At 67.8% G+C, this 15,177-nt stretch carries 18 protein-coding genes; 14 read left to right on the top strand and 4 right to left on the bottom strand.

Features of this window, described 5'->3' with window-relative positions:
* Nucleotides 1-68: 68 nt before the first annotated feature.
* The 7 genes from AC3A6G_RS02710 to AC3A6G_RS02680 all read left to right on the top strand — a co-directional run bounded on the left by AC3A6G_RS02710 (nucleotide 69) and on the right by AC3A6G_RS02680 (nucleotide 6,373).
* On the top strand, nucleotides 69-1,208 hold the full coding sequence (locus tag AC3A6G_RS02710; protein WP_487872986.1) for an acyl-CoA dehydrogenase family protein: 1,140 nt from the start codon (nucleotides 69-71) through the stop codon (nucleotides 1,206-1,208).
* Nucleotides 1,205-2,338: an acyl-CoA dehydrogenase family protein gene (locus AC3A6G_RS02705; RefSeq protein ID WP_487872985.1), complete on the top strand. Its 1,134-nt coding sequence runs from the start codon at nucleotides 1,205-1,207 to the stop codon at nucleotides 2,336-2,338. The genes AC3A6G_RS02710 and AC3A6G_RS02705 overlap by 4 nt, the downstream gene beginning before the upstream one ends.
* Nucleotides 2,331-3,119 carry an enoyl-CoA hydratase/isomerase family protein gene (locus AC3A6G_RS02700; RefSeq protein ID WP_487864009.1) on the top strand — a complete coding sequence of 263 codons (789 nt, stop codon included), beginning with the start codon at nucleotides 2,331-2,333 and terminating at the stop codon, nucleotides 3,117-3,119. Before AC3A6G_RS02705 ends, AC3A6G_RS02700 begins: the two co-directional genes overlap by 8 nt.
* A gap of 30 nt (nucleotides 3,120-3,149) precedes the next feature.
* A complete protein-coding gene (locus AC3A6G_RS02695; RefSeq protein WP_487864008.1) occupies nucleotides 3,150-4,112 on the top strand; it encodes a tripartite tricarboxylate transporter substrate binding protein in 963 nt (320 codons plus the stop codon).
* Between the two features lie 88 nt (nucleotides 4,113-4,200).
* Nucleotides 4,201-4,812 carry a TetR/AcrR family transcriptional regulator gene (locus AC3A6G_RS02690; protein WP_487864007.1) on the top strand — a complete coding sequence of 204 codons (612 nt, stop codon included), beginning with the start codon at nucleotides 4,201-4,203 and terminating at the stop codon, nucleotides 4,810-4,812.
* Nucleotides 4,813-5,011: 199 nt separating this feature from the next.
* The gene (locus AC3A6G_RS02685) at nucleotides 5,012-5,392 is read left to right on the top strand and encodes a response regulator transcription factor (protein ID WP_487858160.1); all 381 of its coding nucleotides are present in this window, start codon (nucleotides 5,012-5,014) and stop codon (nucleotides 5,390-5,392) included.
* A 54-nt stretch (nucleotides 5,393-5,446) separates the two neighbouring features.
* Nucleotides 5,447-6,373 (top strand): SDR family NAD(P)-dependent oxidoreductase, encoded by a 927-nt coding sequence (locus AC3A6G_RS02680; protein ID WP_487872984.1) that lies wholly within the window; start codon nucleotides 5,447-5,449, stop codon nucleotides 6,371-6,373.
* A gap of 24 nt (nucleotides 6,374-6,397) precedes the next feature.
* On the opposite strand, the gene AC3A6G_RS02675 is transcribed toward AC3A6G_RS02680, so the two are convergent.
* Together AC3A6G_RS02675 and AC3A6G_RS02670 are read right to left on the bottom strand one after the other, a co-directional pair.
* Nucleotides 6,398-6,757 carry an HPF/RaiA family ribosome-associated protein gene (locus AC3A6G_RS02675; protein WP_487864005.1) on the bottom strand — a complete coding sequence of 120 codons (360 nt, stop codon included), beginning with the start codon at nucleotides 6,755-6,757 and terminating at the stop codon, nucleotides 6,398-6,400.
* A gap of 102 nt (nucleotides 6,758-6,859) precedes the next feature.
* Nucleotides 6,860-7,288 (bottom strand): CBS domain-containing protein, encoded by a 429-nt coding sequence (locus tag AC3A6G_RS02670; protein ID WP_487858157.1) that lies wholly within the window; start codon nucleotides 7,286-7,288, stop codon nucleotides 6,860-6,862.
* Between the two features lie 222 nt (nucleotides 7,289-7,510).
* Here AC3A6G_RS02670 and ylqF point away from each other — a divergent pair, with 222 nt between their 5' ends.
* The 4 genes from ylqF to AC3A6G_RS02650 are packed head-to-tail and all read left to right on the top strand — an operon-like array spanning nucleotide 7,511 to nucleotide 10,181.
* On the top strand, nucleotides 7,511-8,470 hold the full coding sequence (gene ylqF, locus AC3A6G_RS02665) for a ribosome biogenesis GTPase YlqF (protein WP_487858156.1): 960 nt from the start codon (nucleotides 7,511-7,513) through the stop codon (nucleotides 8,468-8,470).
* Nucleotides 8,471-8,483: 13 nt separating this feature from the next.
* Nucleotides 8,484-9,086 (top strand): Crp/Fnr family transcriptional regulator, encoded by a 603-nt coding sequence (locus tag AC3A6G_RS02660; protein WP_487872983.1) that lies wholly within the window; start codon nucleotides 8,484-8,486, stop codon nucleotides 9,084-9,086.
* Between the two features lie 55 nt (nucleotides 9,087-9,141).
* On the top strand, nucleotides 9,142-9,705 hold the full coding sequence (locus AC3A6G_RS02655; protein ID WP_487858154.1) for an anthrone oxygenase family protein: 564 nt from the start codon (nucleotides 9,142-9,144) through the stop codon (nucleotides 9,703-9,705).
* 35 nt (nucleotides 9,706-9,740) lie between these two features.
* Nucleotides 9,741-10,181, top strand: a complete 441-nt coding sequence (locus tag AC3A6G_RS02650; RefSeq protein WP_487858153.1) for a PaaI family thioesterase — start codon at nucleotides 9,741-9,743, stop codon at nucleotides 10,179-10,181.
* Here the strand turns inward: AC3A6G_RS02650 and AC3A6G_RS02645 are convergent.
* Nucleotides 10,096-11,325: an acyltransferase family protein gene (locus AC3A6G_RS02645; RefSeq protein WP_487873252.1), complete on the bottom strand. Its 1,230-nt coding sequence runs from the start codon at nucleotides 11,323-11,325 to the stop codon at nucleotides 10,096-10,098. The two genes, AC3A6G_RS02650 and AC3A6G_RS02645, sit on opposite strands and share 86 nt — an antisense overlap.
* Nucleotides 11,326-11,459: 134 nt before the next feature.
* Between AC3A6G_RS02645 and AC3A6G_RS02640 the strand changes: the two genes are divergently transcribed.
* Both AC3A6G_RS02640 and AC3A6G_RS02635 read left to right on the top strand, forming a co-directional pair.
* A complete protein-coding gene (locus tag AC3A6G_RS02640) occupies nucleotides 11,460-12,365 on the top strand; it encodes a LytTR family DNA-binding domain-containing protein (RefSeq protein WP_487858152.1) in 906 nt (301 codons plus the stop codon).
* Nucleotides 12,366-12,521: 156 nt separating this feature from the next.
* Complete coding sequence (locus AC3A6G_RS02635) at nucleotides 12,522-13,724, top strand: ammonium transporter (protein ID WP_487858151.1); 1,203 nt, start codon at nucleotides 12,522-12,524, stop codon at nucleotides 13,722-13,724.
* Nucleotides 13,725-13,730: 6 nt separating this feature from the next.
* Here AC3A6G_RS02635 and AC3A6G_RS02630 read toward each other — a convergent pair whose 3' ends face one another.
* Entirely contained in the window at nucleotides 13,731-14,102 is a 372-nt protein-coding gene (locus AC3A6G_RS02630) for a hypothetical protein (protein ID WP_487864003.1), read from the bottom strand.
* A 129-nt stretch (nucleotides 14,103-14,231) separates the two neighbouring features.
* On the opposite strand from AC3A6G_RS02630, the gene AC3A6G_RS02625 reads away from it, so the two are divergent.
* The gene (locus AC3A6G_RS02625; protein WP_487864002.1) at nucleotides 14,232-15,167 is read left to right on the top strand and encodes a M14 family metallopeptidase; all 936 of its coding nucleotides are present in this window, start codon (nucleotides 14,232-14,234) and stop codon (nucleotides 15,165-15,167) included.
* Nucleotides 15,168-15,177: the final 10 nt, after the last annotated feature.

Here is a 15,177-nt window from a genome sequence, read left to right as displayed (position 1 = left end):
ACTACCTACAGCGGAATGCTGATGATGAATATAGATTATTGCTTGATCGCAAGCAACTTAGGAAAAACATGGATGCATTGCGCATTTCGGTCGAAGACCTGCCCGCGGAATGCGAAGCGCTTCGACAGGAAGTCAGGGCCTTCGCCCAGGAGAACATGGCCCGGTACTCGAAAGCCCAGCGGGCGCAGAACTGGTCCGGCCGCGACCCGGCGTTCACGAAAAAGATGGCGGAGCAGGGCTGGCTCGGCATGACTTGGCCGACCGACATCGGCGGCGGCGGCAAGACCATGCTCGAACGCTACGTGATGCTCGAGGAACTGCTGGCCGTGGGCGCACCGATGGGCGCGCACTGGGCCTCCGACCGCCAGATGGGCCCGCTGCTCATCCGCTACAGCCGCGACAAGCTGGCGCCCAAGGTGGTGCCCGAGATCATCCGCGGCGAGGCCTTCATCTGCATCGGAATGAGCGAGCCCGACGCGGGCTCCGACCTGGCATCCATCCGCACCCGCGGCACCAAGGTGGACGGCGGCTGGAAGATCAACGGCCGCAAGGTCTGGACCTCGGGGGCGCATCACGCGCACTACATGGTCGCCCTGGTGCGCACCAGCGACCGCGGCGACGACCGCCACGCCGGCATGAGCCAGATCTTCATCGAGATGGACCGCCCGGGCGTCACCGTGCGGCCGATCGTCTCGCAGCTGGGCACGCGCATCTTCAACGAGGTCACGCTGGACGACGTGTTCGTCCCCGACGACCACCTGGTGGGCGAGGAGGGCAAGGGCTGGCGCCAGGTGATCAACGAGCTCAAGTTCGAGCGTTCGGGCGCCGAACGCTTCCTGAGCAGCACCCAGCTGCTGCTCGAAATGCTCGACGAGGCCGACGCCGGCAACCCGCAGCAGAGCGTGGCCATCGGCAAGGTGATTGCGCGCTACGCCAGCCTGCGCCAGATGTCGCAAGGCATCGCGCTGATGATGTCCAAGGGCGAAGACCCTTCGCTGGCCGCGTCGATCGTCAAGGACCAGGGCGCGCTGCTCGAGCAGTCGCTGCCCGACATCGCCTACGAGATATTTCCCGACAAGCTGGGTGACGGCAGCGCGTTCGACCAGGTGCTGAACTTCCTCACGCTGGCGGCGCCGTCCTTCTCGCTGCGCGGCGGCACGCGGGAGATCCTGCGCGGGATCATCGCCAAGGAACTGGGGCTGCGATGAACGACGACATGATCGGCCAGACCGTGCAGCGGCTGCTGTCCAACGAAGTGACGCGCGAGCGCCTGATCGCCGTGGAAGCCGGCGCCTTTGCCGACGACCTCTGGCGCACCATCACCGATGCGGGCATGACCAAGATCCTCTGCCGCGAGGCGCATGGCGGCATCGAAGCGTCGTGGGCCGACGCCATGCCGCTGTTCCACCAGGTGGGCTACACGCAGGCGCCGGTGCCGCTCGCGCAGGCGGTGGTGGGCCAGTACTTCGCGTCGCGCTGCGGCCTCGACCTGCCGGCCGAGAGCATCGTGGCCCTCGCCGCGGGCCTGCAGACCCGGGACCTGGCGCTCGCCCGCGGCGCAGAGGGGGCGCCGAGCAGCCTCACTGGCCGCATCAAGGCAGTGAAATGGGCGCGCCACGCCCAATGGCTGCTCGTGGAGCTGGCCGATGGCATCGGCCTGGTCGACGCCAAGGGGCCCTGTGTGGAGGTGGCGCATGGTGTGGACGCCGCCTCGCTCCCGGCCGACGCGGTGATGCTCTCGCAAGCGCCCGTGGCCCACATGCTCCCGGTGCGCATCGACGGACTCGCGCAACCGCTGGAGGCAGCCTATGCCGCCGTGATCGCGACGCAACTGACCGGCGCACTCGAATATGCGCTCGACCTGGCCGTGCAGTACGTGAAGGACCGCGTGCAGTTCGGCAAGCCCATCGGACGGAACCAGGCCATCCAGCAACAGCTGGCGGTCCTGGCGGGCGAGGTGGCATGCAGCCATGCGGCCAGCGCCACGGCCCTGAGGGATCTACCCGCCCTGGCGGACAGCGAGGCTCCGCGCGCCGAGTTCAGCGCCGCGGTGGCCAAGGTGACCGCGAGCGACGCGGTGAAGACCGGCGCGTCGATCGCTCATCAGGTGCATGGCGCCATCGGCTTCACGCACGAGTACCCGCTCAACTTCGCAACCCGCAGGCTCTGGGCCTGGCGCGCCGAGGCCGGCAGCAGCTCCGAATGGGCAGAGCGGCTGGGCCGCGCCTTCATCGCAGGCGGCGCGGTTGCGTTCTGGCCGCACCTGACTGCGCGCACCTTGCCGTCGCAGGCAGCAGCACCCCCCCTCAAACCCGAAAGGACCACCGGACATGCCTGACGCCGACACCTCCCAATCCGCCATCCTGAGCAGCCGCGACGGCCACGTGGCCGTGATCGAGTTGAACCGCCCGCCGCACAATTTCTTCGACGTGGAGATGATCGCCCGCATCGGCGACGAACTCGACCAGCTGCAAGCGGACAAGGCTTGCCGCGTCGTGCTGCTGCGCGCAGGTGGCAGCGCCTTCTGCGCCGGCGCGGATTTCGCGAGGCGAGAGGGCGCGAGCGTGCCGCGCAGCGCCTCGCGCATCAACCCGATCTACCAGGAGGCGCTGCGCATCTTCAGCTTCGGCAAGCCGATCGTCGCCGCCATCGAGGGCGCTGCGATCGGGGGCGGCCTGGGCCTGGCGCTGAGTGCGGATTTCCGTGTGTCGTGCGCCGAGGCCCGCTTCTGCGCCAACTTCAACCGGCTGGGCTTCCATCCCGGCTTTGCGCTGTCGCACACCTTGCCCGCACTCGTCGGCAAGCAGAAGGCGGCATGGATGCTCTACACCGGCGCGCGCGTCGGCGGCGAGCAGGCCAAGGCCATCGGACTGGTGGACTTCCTCGTTTCCAAGCCCGACGTGCGCACCGCCGCCATGAACCTCGCGCGGGAGATCGCCGTCTCCTCGCCGCGCGCCGTGCAATCCACGCGCCGGAGCGTCCAGGGCGATTCGCTCCACCACATCCTCAGCGCGCTCTCGCGCGAGAGCGCGGCGCAGTCCGAGCAGTTCGCCGGCCCCGACCTGGCCGAGGGCGTGCAGGCGATGGCGCAGCGGCGACCGCCCGTTTTCGAAGACTGATCAGCAAGTTCACAACAGGAGGCAAGAGATATGCAACGCAGACAATTCGGCGCCAGCGTGCTGGCGGGCGCATCGGCGCTGGCCTTTCCCTCGATCGCGCTCGCGCAGCCGCCAGCGATTCGCATCGTCGTTCCCTTTACCGCGGGAAGCGGTTCCGACGAGGGCGCGCGCTTCTATGCCGAGCAGTTGTCGCGAAAGATCAACCGCCCGGTCATCGTCGAGAACAAACCCGGTGCCAGCGGCGTGATCGCCGTGCGCACGGTGCTGGCGGAACCGGCCGACGGCAACACCATCCTGCTCGGCAGCAACTCTCTGATCGCGGTGAACCCGGTGATGGTGAAGGACCTGGGCTACGACCCCTTCAAGGACCTGGCACCGCTGCATGGACTGGGCATCTCGGCCGCGGCCTTCATCACCAGCAACGACTCACCCTACAACAGCATCGCCGACGTGGCGGCGGGATATAAGGCGAAGGGCCAGCCCATTTCGGTGGGCAACTATTCCGAAGGCTATCGCCTGGTCGGCGAGTGGCTGGCCCAGGAACTCGCGATCAAGATCACGCCCGTACGCTACAAGGGCGGTGCGCCCATGGTGACCGATGTGATCGGCAACCGGCTCGACGTCGCGCTCAACGACATCACCGGCATCGCCGCGATGCAAAGGGCCAGGAAGCTGCGCGTGCTGGCCATCACCGGCGCCGAGCGCGACAGGCTGCTGCCCGACACCCCGACGATGAAGGAACTGGGGCACACCGAGTTCGAGACCTATGTCTGGTCGTCGCTGTCGATGAAAGCCGGCACGCCCGCAGACAAGATGAAGGCGTTGGCCGAGGCGATCACCGCTGTGCAGGGCACCGAGGCCGCCAAGGCGTACCAGTCGGCCCGGGCTGGTACATTCCTGTCCAAGTCACTGGCGGAGCTGGGCGAGTTCCAGCGCTCGGAATATCTGCGATTCAAACGCGTGGCCGAGCGGGCTCACATCGTCCCGTCCTGACGTTCCAAACGAAATCGGCTCGCGGGCCGATTTTTTCATGGCATCCGCCATGGCCGAGATCTGCAACGCAACACGACATCTGCTGCCCATGAAGGAAACCACAGGCCGTACGCAGGAGCAGCGCCGCGAGGAATCGGTGAACGGCATGGTGCAGGCCGCCATCGAACTGATCGCCGAAAAAGGCGTGAGCGGGCTCACCATGGCCGAAGTCGGCATCAAGGCCGGCTACAGCCGCGGGCTGGCGCACCTGCACTTCGGTTCCAAGGACAAGCTGCTGTCGCAGTGCCTCGAATACCTCTGGCGCGACTTCAACACCCAGCGCAAGAAGGGCGGCGCCGACACCACCGGCCTCGCCGGCATCTATTCGCTGGTCGACGCCTACACCCAGCGCGCGGAAGATGCCGTGAAGAGCATCCGTGCCATGTTCTTCATCGTGCTGGATTCATCGGTGGCCGATTCGTCGCTGTACGGCTTCGTGCACGACTACAACGAGAAGATCGTGGCCTATGCCGAGTTCAAGCTGAACGAGGCCAAGGCACTGGGCCAGATCGAGCAGGACGTCGATACGCAGTCGGCCGCCTTCATCATCATGAGCCTGCTTCGTGGTATTTCCGTGCATCGCCTGAACAACGCGACCATGGACGCGGGGCGGGTAAAAGACGAGATCCTGCGGATGGTGGGGAGGTGGCTGGTGCGATAGCCTATCGGCCGCCGCGGCTGTCCTCCGCTTCCCACTGGGCCCGCGCAACCATGACGACAGGCGCGGGCGCCAATCGCCTACAGGCATTGGCCTGCATCGCTCACCGTGGCTGCGCGCACCGCGGCGACCATGGAGCCATGCAGCTTCCAAGATCCCGCAATCCACACTTCAGGCGCCTGGCCGTGCCGGAGATGCCGGCATGACTGTCAAGGCCTACCTCGTCGAGGACAGTGCCCTCATCCGCGACAACCTCGTCGGGTTCCTCCATGACGTGGCCGATGCGGACGTGGTGGCCTGCGCCAGCACCGAGGAGGAGGCCGTCAACTGGCTCGACACCCACCACGACGACTGGGACCTGACCATCGTCGACCTGTTCCTCGAGCGCGGCAACGGCCTCGGGGTGGTGCGGGCCTGCCGCAATCGCCGCGCCAGGCAGAAGGTGGTGGTGCTCAGCAACTACGCGACGGCCGACATGCGCAGGCGCTCGGCCCAGCTCGGCGCCGACGCCTTCTTCGACAAGTCGGCCGAACTCGACCAGCTGGTGGCCTACTGCGACACCCTGCGTCACGCGCGCGACTGAAGGGGCGGGCGGCCGCTCGTGCCGCTGCGCTTTTCTGGGGTAAAAGAGCGACCCATGAGCAACAGTACCATCGACTTCCACGGCCGCGTGGCCATCGTGACGGGCGCCGGCGGCGGCCTGGGCCGCCAGCATGCGCTGGCGCTTGCGGCGCGCGGCGCCAAGGTTGTGGTCAACGACCTGGGCAGCGCCGCCGACGGTTCTGGCGGCTCGTCGAGCGCCGCCGAAAGCGTGGTCGCCGAGATTCGCGCAGCGGGCGGCGAGGCCATCGCCAACGGTGCTTCGGTGACGGACTTCGCCGCGGTGCAGGCGATGGTGCAGCAGGCAGTGGATGCCTGGGGCCGCGTCGACATCCTGGTGAACAACGCCGGCATCCTGCGCGACAGGAGCTTCGCCAAGATGGACCTCGCCGACTTCAGGCTGGTGCTCGACGTGCACCTGATGGGCGCGGTGAATTGCACCAAGGCCGTCTGGGCGCTCATGAACGAGCAGAAGTACGGCCGCATCGTCATGACCACCTCGTCCTCGGGGCTCTACGGCAACTTCGGCCAGAGCAACTACGGCGCCGCCAAGCTCGCGCTCGTGGGGCTGATGCAGACGCTGAGCATCGAGGGCGCGAAGAACGACATCCGGGTCAACTGCCTCGCGCCCACCGCCGCCACGCGCATGACCGAAGGCCTGATGCCGCAAGAAGTGCTCGATGCGCTCAAGCCCGAGGCGGTGGTGCCGGCCATGCTGGTGCTGGCCTCGGCGGACGCACCGAACCGCACCATCCTCTGCGCGGGCGCCGGCACTTTCGAGGCTGCGTACATCACGCTGACGCAGGGCGCCTGGCTCGGCATTGGCACCGACACGCCCGAGCAGTTGGCCGAGCGGCTCGCCGACGTGATCTCGCGCGAGGGAGAGACCGTGCCGCAAAGCGGTGCCGCGCAAGGCACCAACGAGGTTGGCAAGGCAATGAAGGCGAACGCGGCGCGGGGCTGAGCCGCTGCCGGGGCCGCGCTGCCGTTACTCGGCGATGAAACCCGGATCCTTGCGAATCGATTCGCGGTCGCGGTGGCTGTGCAGCCGCCCCAGCGTGTGGTCGAGCAGGCGTTTGAGCTTCTCGGTCGCACCGCGGAAGGCCTCGTCGAGCCCGGCGGCATGCTGGGTCACGGCCAGCGGCTGGTGGTGCGCGAGGCGCGCTTCCATCGTGCAGCACTTGTCGGCTGCGCCAGCCTTGTCGTGGTTCTCGTCGCTCAGGTGCACCTCGACGCGTGTCACCTCTCCCGCGAAGCGGCTCAGCTGTTGCTTTATCTCGGTATCGGCCCAACGCTCCAGCGTTTCCTTGTTGTCCACGCCATTGCTCGTGTTGACCTGAATCTGCATGCGAAAACTCCCTGCTCGGATGAATTGGACGAAGGCCCACTTTGCACCCGGATCGGTGCCGTCCGGCGTAGGCGTGTGCCCCTACCTGGGGACAGGCGGTGTTCAGCTCTGGATATAGGTTGTGAGCTGCGCGATGGTTTCCTCGTGGTCGGAAATGATGTCGTCCATCAGATCCTGGATCGAGATCATGCCCACCACCTTGTCGCCGTCGACCACCGGCAGGTGGCGGAACTTGCGCTGGCTCATCAGCGCCATGCAGGCACGGGTGCGGGTCTGTGGTGTCACGGTCATCACGTCGGGCGTCATGATCTCGGAGACCTTCACTTCCTTGGAATTCTTGCCCTGCAGCGCCACCTTGCGGGTGTAGTCGCGCTCGGACAGGAAGCCCACGAGCTTCTCGCCGTCCATCACCATGAGCGCGCCGACCTCGAAGCGCGCCAAGGTCTCGAGCGCGTCGAACACGCTGGCATCGGGCGAGGTGCGCCATGCGGCGGACTGGTGGCGCTTGAGCAGTTCGGAGACCGGTTTCATCGCTTGCACTCCATCTATCAAGAATTCTGGCTCGACCGACGCACCGATGCGCCGCCCTCGAGCAAATGATAGGCGCGGAAGCGCGCACGGCGATGTAAAAAACTTCTGCGCACGGCGGGGCGCGCTTGCTGCGAACTAAGGTGTCGGTTGCCTGCCCGCAAAGGCCTGCACGATCCCGGGCCACAATGCAGCCCCCGTACCTCAAGGAAAGAACACCCACCGATGGCGATCCAGTGGTTCCCCGGTCACATGCACCTGACCCAGAAGGCCATCACCGAGCGCGTGAAGGACATCGACGTGGTCATCGAGCTGCTCGATGCGCGCCTGCCGGGCTCCAGCGCCAATCCGATGCTTGCCGAGCTCACGGCCGGCCGGCCCGCGCTGAAGGTGCTCAACAAGCAGGACCTGGCCGACCCGGCGCGCACCGCCGCCTGGCTGGCGCACTACAACGCGCTGCCCGCCACGCGCGCGATCGCGCTGGACGCGAGCCTGACCACGCCCGCGCAGGCGATCGTGCGCGCCTGCCACGAGCTCGCGCCCAACCGCGGCGGCATGGCCAAGCCGATGCGCGTGCTGATCTGCGGCATTCCCAACGTCGGCAAGTCGACGCTCATCAACACGCTCACGGGCAGCCGCAAGGCCAAGACCGGCGACGAGGCCGGCATCACCAAGCTGGAGCAGCGCATCACGCTGGCCGACGACTTCTACCTGTGGGACACGCCGGGCATGCTGTGGCCGCGCATCGTGGTGCCCAAGAGCGGCTACAACCTCGCCGCCAGTGGCGCGGTGGGCCGCAATGCCTTCGACGAGGAAGAGGTCGCGCTCGAACTGCTCGGCTACCTGAAGGCGCACTATGCCGGCGGCATCGGCGTGCGCTTCAAGCTCGAAGACGACGCCGCCAGCCTCGCCGCCATGACGGACGAGGAACTGCTCGAGGCCATCGGCCGCAAGCGCGGTGCGCTGCTCGGCAAGGGGCGCGTCAACCTGCAGAAGGCAGCCGAGATCGTGATGCACGAATTCCGCGCGGGCAATCTCGGGCGCATCACGCTCGAGACGCCCGAGGAGTTCGCGGCCTGGCTGGCCGAGGGCCAGCGCATCGACGCCGAGCGCGCCGCGAAGAAGGCGGCGCGGGGCAAGCGCGGCAAGGCCGGTCCGCAAGCCACGGCAACGCCGGACGCCTGACCGGAGCAGGCCGGTGTCTTCTGAACCCGCGGATTGCAACTGGATGCAGGCGCTGGTGCGGCGCTTTCCCGAACTCGACGCTTGCGCGCTGGCCGCTCTGGCGGGCCAGGCGCAGCGCACCACGCTCGCGCCGCATGCCACGCTGCTCCCGGCGGGCGCGCCGTGGCAGCATGCTTTCTGGGTCGAACGTGGGATCCTGCGGTTGTTCTACATCGACCGCGAAGGCCGCGAGTCGAACAAGAACTTTCATGCGGAGGATGCCTTCATCTGGCCCGTGACCGATGCGCTGCGTCGCGAGCCGGCGGCCTTCTTCATTGCGGCACTGGAGCCGTCGGCCGTGCGGTGCCTGCCGTTCCCCGCGCTCGAAGCGGCCGTGGCCGGCCTGCCGTCGTGGACCGCGGTGCGGCTGCAGGCGCTCGCGGGCCTGCTCGACGACAAGATGCGGCGCGAGCAGGCCTTCCTGCAATGCACGGCGCGCGAGCGCTACGAGGCACTGCTGCGCGAGCGCCCCGAATGGACCGGGCGCATCCCGCTGAGGCATCTGGCCTCGTACCTGGGCATGACGGACGTCTCGTTGTCGCGGCTGCGCGCGTCCATGGGTCTTATCGGCGGTTAAGGCGCCGCGGCGGCGACGCTGCGACAGTGGCGCTTTTTATTCGACGAGGCACCCCATGTTCCGTTTTCCGCCGATGTCCGTGCAGCTCGGGCTGCACGCGCTCGCCGTCTTCTGCCTGGGCGTGATGGCCGGCTTCTTCTGGACCTACAGCGCCAACGTCAACTTCGCGACGCTGCAGATGGACGGCAACACCTATGCGCAGGTGCAGTCCAGTCTCAACCGAAACGTGCGCCATGCGATGTTCTTCGGCTTCTTTTTCGGTCCGCCGCTGCTGTGCGCGTTGGCGGTGCTGGCGGCATGGCCGGCATGGCGGGAGCGCTGGTTCTGGTGCCTGGCGGCTGCGGGGTTGCTGTATGCGCTGGGCATCGTGCTCTTCACCGCGCGCGTGAACCTGCCGCTCAATGCCTATACCGAGTCGTGGGACCCGCTGGCGCTGCCGTCCGATTGGGCGCAGGTGCGCGAGCGCTGGAATGCCGCGAACCTGTGGCGCGCCTGGGCCGGTTCGACGGCCTTCGGTTTGGCGCTTGCGGCGCTTTGCTTGCGCGGTCCTGTCGCCAAGGCAACTCCTCGCACCGGATCCGTCGCGGGCGCGACCGCAGGCCAAGGCTGCCGTTCGTAGAGTGGCTCCATCCACTTTTCGAAAGCGAGACCGCCATGCTCGACACCATCCAGGCCATCAACAAGATGGCTGCCTTCAACCGCTGGGCCGGCTTCGAGGTCACGCGTGCCGAAGCCGGCGAAGCCGAGCTGCGCATGGCGTGGCGCGAGGAAGACATGGGCCAGTACGCCGGCTTCCTGCATGCCGGGATGATCGGCGCGCTGCTCGACACCGCCTGCGGCTTCGCGGCCTCCACGGTGTCGGGGCGGGTGCTGGCGTCGCAGTTCTCGGTCAACTGCCTCTCACCCGCGATCGGCCGCGTCTTCGTGGCGCGCGGCAAGGTGGTGAAGGCCGGGCGCAAGCAGGTGTTTGCCGCGGCCGAACTCTATGGCCAGGGCGAAGGCGACAGCCTCAAGCTCGTGGCGACCGGGAACGCCATCCTGGTGCCGGTGGCGCCGGAGCAAGCGGCGCCGCAGCAGCCCCGCGCCGGCGCTTGAGGCCGAACAGCGGCCGAAGCCAGCCGAGGCGGCGGATCAGCCCGTCGGTCAGCAGCCAGCAGCCGCCGAAGGTCAGCGCCACGAGCAGCGTCGGCTCCAGCATCGGGCCCAGCGCCAGCGGCGCCAGCAGCACGATGCCCGCCACGATCAGCGTCTGGTGCAGCATGTACCAGGGAAAGACCGATTCGTTGGCCCAGCGCAGCCACGCCCAGGGCCGGTTCAGGTGGCGGTATGCATGGCCGAGGATCGTGGCGAGCGCAGACCACAGGTAGAGCATGCGCAGCAGATCGATCACCGCGGGCGGCGGCGTCCCGGTGCGGAGCCTTAGCAGGACGAAAGCACCGAAGGCCGCGGCCGCGAGCGCAAGCGAGGCCCAGCGCAGGCGCTCCAGCTCGCGCCAGATGCCGCTCGCCATCTCTGTGCCCATCCACCAGCCATACAGGAACACCGTGAAGTAGATGCCGTGCAGGTAGACGTCGTGCACGAGGTCGTGCGTGGGTGGAAAGTGCCGGGCCAGCAGCATCGTCCACGCCACCAGCGGCAGGGCCGGCAAGAGCATCAGCTTCGCACCGCGCAGCCCGTTGAAGCCGTCGCCGAGCCGGCGCCCCGCGCGCGAACGCCAGAGCGGCAGCGTCAGCGCGACCAGCGCGGTGTAGGCGAACAGATAGGGCAGGTACCAGAGATGGTTCCAGGTGATGCCGAACGCCGCACCCGTGAAGGCGTCGGGCGGCCAGGGATCGTTCATCGGCAGGTAGCGCAGCAGGAAGGCGCCGAAGCCCGGCGCGACCAGGCCCCTGGCCATGCCTTCCGCATAGGCCTGGTACGGCACCACTACCGCCATGCCGAAGGCCAGCGGCAGCATCAGCCGCAATCCGCGGCCCCGCAGCAGCTGCCAGGTGCCCTGGCCGCGACACAGGAAAGCCAGCGACACGCCAGAGATCAGGAACACCAGGTCCATGCGCCAGATGTTGAGCGCGCGCATCGGCCACTGCAGCCATTCGGCCGCGTGCGGGCTCTTGAGGTGCCAGGGCCAGTCGGCCACGTAGTACATCGCCACGTGGTAGAGGATCACGAGCCCGAAGGCGAGTGCACGCAGCGCATCGATGTCGTGGCGGCGCGAGGGCGGGGCGGGGTTCGGATTCATGCGCTGCATGGTGGCGCCTCCCCGCCCGCTGCGGGCTGCCCGGTGACGAAGCGGCGGGCTTTTGTGACGAGCGGTGGCCAGCGAGGGACGGAATTCACCGGCCCCGTAGCCCGAAGGTCGCGAGAATGCCGGCCATGAGCGATGCCTCCCGCAACCTGTACGAGCGCTACGAACCCGTCCGACGGCGCGTCGAGGTGGGTTTCTGGATCGTCTTCATGGCGCTGCAGGCGCTTTTCAACACCACAGTGGCGCTGGTCGACGCGCGCGACCGCTCAGTGCCGCGCGCGGGTTGGGAGATCGTGACCTGGGAGGTCTCGAGCCATCTGGTGCTGTTGGCGCTGGTGCCGGCCGTGGTCGCGCTCCAGCGCCGGCTTGCGCCGCTCGCGCGCAACCGGCTGCTGCACTACCTGGCCTGGCACCTGGCCGGCAGCGTGGTGTTCAGCCTGGTGCACGTGGCCGCGATGTTCGCGCTGCGGGCCCTGGTCTATGCGGCCGCCGGCGAACGCTACGACTTCGCTGGCTGGACCGGCCGCTGGGGCTACGAATACCTCAAGGACGTGCGCGCCTACCTGGCGATGGTGTTCGGAATCTGGGTGTACGGCGTCTTCATGCTGCGGCTGCAGGGCGAGGCGCGCGTGCTCGATGCGCCGGAGCCGGCGCCATCGACAGCGCCCGAGGAAAGGCCAGCTTCGGCGGCACCGCCGCCACCAGCGCGGCCGGAGCGCTTCCTGGTGCGCAAGCTGCGGCGCGAATTCCTGATCGCCGCGGGCGACATCGACTGGCTCCAGGCCCAGGGCAACTACGTCGGCCTGCACGTCAACGGCCACGACTACCTGCTGCGCGCCACGCTGACCGACTTTCTGGGCCAGCTCGATCCGGCGCTCTTCGTGCGCGTGCACCGCAGCCATGCGGTGAACGTCTCGCGCGTGAAGGAGATCGAGCCGCTCGACGGCGGCGATGCGCGGCTGCACATGCACGACGGCAGCACCGTGCCCTGCAGCCGCCGCTACCGCGAAGCGTTGCGCGGCACGGCCGCCTGAAAACCGGATGCGGGCGCACCGCGATGCGGCGCCCGTTTCGGTGCGCGCGCACCACAGAGACGCTCTTTGGGCACCGTTTTTGCTTCTGCGGTCCGCCGTGCTGCCGAATGGTGGCGCGGCGCACCAAATCCAACCACAACAAGGCAAGAAGCTCCAATGGACGCACTCAAACAGGGCGCAGACGCGCTGTTCATCCTTCTCGGCGCGATCATGGTCCTGGCCATGCACGCGGGCTTTGCCTTTCTGGAACTCGGCACCGTGCGCAAGAAGAACCAGGTCAACGCGCTCGTGAAGATCCTGGTCGACTTCTCGGTGTCGACCCTCGTCTACTTTCTCGTGGGCTACGGCGTCGCCTACGGTGCCCATTTCTTCGTGGGCGCGACCGAACTGGCGGCAAAGAGCGGCTTCGAGCTCGTGAAGTTCTTCTTCCTGCTGACCTTCGCGGCGGCCATCCCGGCCATCATCTCGGGCGGCATCGCTGAGCGCGCCAAGTTCTGGCCGCAGCTCATCGCCACCGCCGTCATCGTGGGCCTGGTGTATCCGTTCTTCGAGGGCATCGCCTGGAACAAGCATTTCGGCATCCAGGCATGGATCGCCGCCGTCACCGGCCATGAATTCCACGACTTCGCCGGGTCGGTGGTGGTGCATGCGATGGGCGGCTGGCTCGCGCTGCCGGCGGTCATGCTGCTCGGCGCCCGCCGCAACCGCTACCGGGGCGACGGCTCGCTCTCGGCGCACCCGCCGTCGAACATCCCGTTCCTCGCGCTCGGCGCCTGGGTGCTCTGCGTGGGCTGGTTCGGCTTCAACGTGATGAGCGCGCAGACCATCGACAAGATCTCGGGCCTGGTCGCCGTCAACTCGCTGATGGCAATGGCTGGCGGCACGCTGGTGGCGCTGGCCATGGGCCGCAACGACCCCGGCTTCGTCTACAACGGCCCGCTCGCGGGACTGGTCGCGGTGTGTGCGGGCTCCGACCTGATGCATCCGCTCGGCGCGCTGGTGGTCGGTGGCGTGGCGGGCGCGATCTTCGTCGCCATGTTCACGCTCACCCAGAACAAATGGAAGATCGACGACGTGCTCGGCGTCTGGCCGCTGCACGGCCTGTGCGGCACCTGGGGTGGCATCGCGGCCGGCATCTTCGGCACGCAGGCGCTCGGCGGCATCGGGGGCGTGAACGTGGGCGCGCAGCTCATCGGCACCGCGATGGGTGTCGCCTGGGCCCTGGTGGGCGGCTTCGCGGTGTACGGCGTGCTCAAGGCGACCATGGGGCTGCGGCTCACGCAGGAAGAGGAATACGACGGCGCCGACCTGTCGATCCACCACATCTCGGCCACGCCGGAGCGCGAAGTCAACTGGTGAGGCTCATCAGCACTTCTGGAAGCGCTTGCACTCCGCCGCGGCGCGCAGGGCGACCACGGTGTTCTCGCCGTCGATGCGGCGCGCGACGAACTCCACGGGCGAGCCATCGGGGATGCCATCCAGCAGCGCGCGATCGGCGAGCCTGAAGGTCTGCGTGGAAAACGGCAGCTTGGCGCGCGGCAGCAGCGTGAGGCGGACGTAGGGCTTGCCGGCGTCCTCGTGCGCGGCGACGAAGCGCGCGCGCGTGAACACCGGTTGCTGCTGTGTTTCGGCCGCGGGCGGGTCCGGTCGCCGAGCGGCGTCCTGCGCGTTGGTGGCCGTGGCCAGCACCAGGCTGAGCCAGGCAATCGACAGGTGGCGGGGCGACGGGAACGGCATGCGCGGGCTCCGTGGTGTTGCGGGCATCGCATTGTCGATCGTGCAAGCTTCGGCAAAGCCAAAGCCAAAGACGCAGGGCGGCGGCTGTAGCAAACTCGCGCCACATCCGCTCCTTCACCACCGGCCGCCATGACCCAGACCCCGCCCACCTTTGAAGTCCTCCCGCGCGATCTTTCCGCCTACCGCGAGGGCAATGTCGGCATCGACTACGTGCACCGCTTCGAATCGGGCCGACCCGGCCCGCACGTGCTCATCAACGCGCTCACCCACGGCAACGAGATCTGCGGCATGACGGCCGCCACGCACCTGCTCGACAACGCGGTGCGACCGAAGATCGGCACGCTCACGGTGAGCTTCGCGAACATCGACGCCTACGAATCGTTCCAGGAAGCGTCGCCCTACGACAGCCGCCAGATCGTGCACAACCTCAATCGCGTCTGGTCGCCCGAGTGGCTCGACGGCGCCGAAGACAGCCCGGAACTGCGCCGCGCGCGCATCCTGCGGCCCGTGGTGGAGGCGGCCGACCACATTCTCGACATCCATTCGACGAGCCAGCCCGTGGTGCCGTTCTGGGTCTACCCGGCCTTCGAGCGCAACGCCAGGGTCGCGATGGCGATCGGCCACCCGCCGGTGCACCTCGTGATGCCCGACGGCCTGGGCTCGGGCACGCCGCTGATCCAGTACGGCCGCCATGGCGGACCCGACGGCGAGGGCGTGGCGATGGTGGTCGAGTGCGGCCAGCATTTCCTACGTTCCGCATCGGACCTGGCCACCGAGGTCGCCCATGACTTCCTGGCCTTCTTCGGCCTCATCGACCCGCGCCCCGACACCCCCGCACCGGGGCCGCAGCGGCGCTTCCAGCTGCTGCAGACGCATGTGATCCAGAGCGAGGACTTCGCCTTCGTGCGTCCGCTGATCGGCTTCGAGACCTTCGCCAAGGGAGAGCTGATCGCCACCAATGGGCCCGAGGAGATCCGCGCGCCCGTGGACGACTGCACGGTGTTCATGCCCGCGCAGAAGGTGATCGTGGGACGCGAGGCGGTGTATCTGACGAAGCCGATCTGAGCGGCGGGCA

The organism is Variovorax sp. Soil_C_26, assembly GCF_057657075.1.
Note: the sequence above shows the minus strand (reverse complement) of the source record. Positions and strands in the feature narration are given on the sequence as shown.

What these genes read in the sequence shown, in the direction of transcription:
- AC3A6G_RS02710 (WP_487872986.1), top strand. Translation starts at nt 69, where the DNA reads ATGGATGCATTGCGCATTTCGGTCGAAGACCTGCCCGCGGAATGCGAA.
- AC3A6G_RS02705 (WP_487872985.1), top strand. Translation starts at nt 1,205, where the DNA reads ATGAACGACGACATGATCGGCCAGACCGTGCAGCGGCTGCTGTCCAAC.
- AC3A6G_RS02700 (WP_487864009.1), top strand. Translation starts at nt 2,331, where the DNA reads ATGCCTGACGCCGACACCTCCCAATCCGCCATCCTGAGCAGCCGCGAC.
- AC3A6G_RS02695 (WP_487864008.1), top strand. Translation starts at nt 3,150, where the DNA reads ATGCAACGCAGACAATTCGGCGCCAGCGTGCTGGCGGGCGCATCGGCG.
- AC3A6G_RS02690 (WP_487864007.1), top strand. Translation starts at nt 4,201, where the DNA reads ATGAAGGAAACCACAGGCCGTACGCAGGAGCAGCGCCGCGAGGAATCG.
- AC3A6G_RS02685 (WP_487858160.1), top strand. Translation starts at nt 5,012, where the DNA reads ATGACTGTCAAGGCCTACCTCGTCGAGGACAGTGCCCTCATCCGCGAC.
- AC3A6G_RS02680 (WP_487872984.1), top strand. Translation starts at nt 5,447, where the DNA reads ATGAGCAACAGTACCATCGACTTCCACGGCCGCGTGGCCATCGTGACG.
- AC3A6G_RS02675 (WP_487864005.1), bottom strand. Translation starts at nt 6,757, where the DNA reads ATGCAGATTCAGGTCAACACGAGCAATGGCGTGGACAACAAGGAAACG.
- AC3A6G_RS02670 (WP_487858157.1), bottom strand. Translation starts at nt 7,288, where the DNA reads ATGAAACCGGTCTCCGAACTGCTCAAGCGCCACCAGTCCGCCGCATGG.
- ylqF (WP_487858156.1), top strand. Translation starts at nt 7,511, where the DNA reads ATGGCGATCCAGTGGTTCCCCGGTCACATGCACCTGACCCAGAAGGCC.
- AC3A6G_RS02655 (WP_487858154.1), top strand. Translation starts at nt 9,142, where the DNA reads ATGTTCCGTTTTCCGCCGATGTCCGTGCAGCTCGGGCTGCACGCGCTC.
- AC3A6G_RS02650 (WP_487858153.1), top strand. Translation starts at nt 9,741, where the DNA reads ATGCTCGACACCATCCAGGCCATCAACAAGATGGCTGCCTTCAACCGC.
- AC3A6G_RS02645 (WP_487873252.1), bottom strand. Translation starts at nt 11,325, where the DNA reads ATGAATCCGAACCCCGCCCCGCCCTCGCGCCGCCACGACATCGATGCG.
- AC3A6G_RS02640 (WP_487858152.1), top strand. Translation starts at nt 11,460, where the DNA reads ATGAGCGATGCCTCCCGCAACCTGTACGAGCGCTACGAACCCGTCCGA.
- AC3A6G_RS02635 (WP_487858151.1), top strand. Translation starts at nt 12,522, where the DNA reads ATGGACGCACTCAAACAGGGCGCAGACGCGCTGTTCATCCTTCTCGGC.
- AC3A6G_RS02630 (WP_487864003.1), bottom strand. Translation starts at nt 14,102, where the DNA reads ATGCCGTTCCCGTCGCCCCGCCACCTGTCGATTGCCTGGCTCAGCCTG.
- AC3A6G_RS02625 (WP_487864002.1), top strand. Translation starts at nt 14,232, where the DNA reads ATGACCCAGACCCCGCCCACCTTTGAAGTCCTCCCGCGCGATCTTTCC.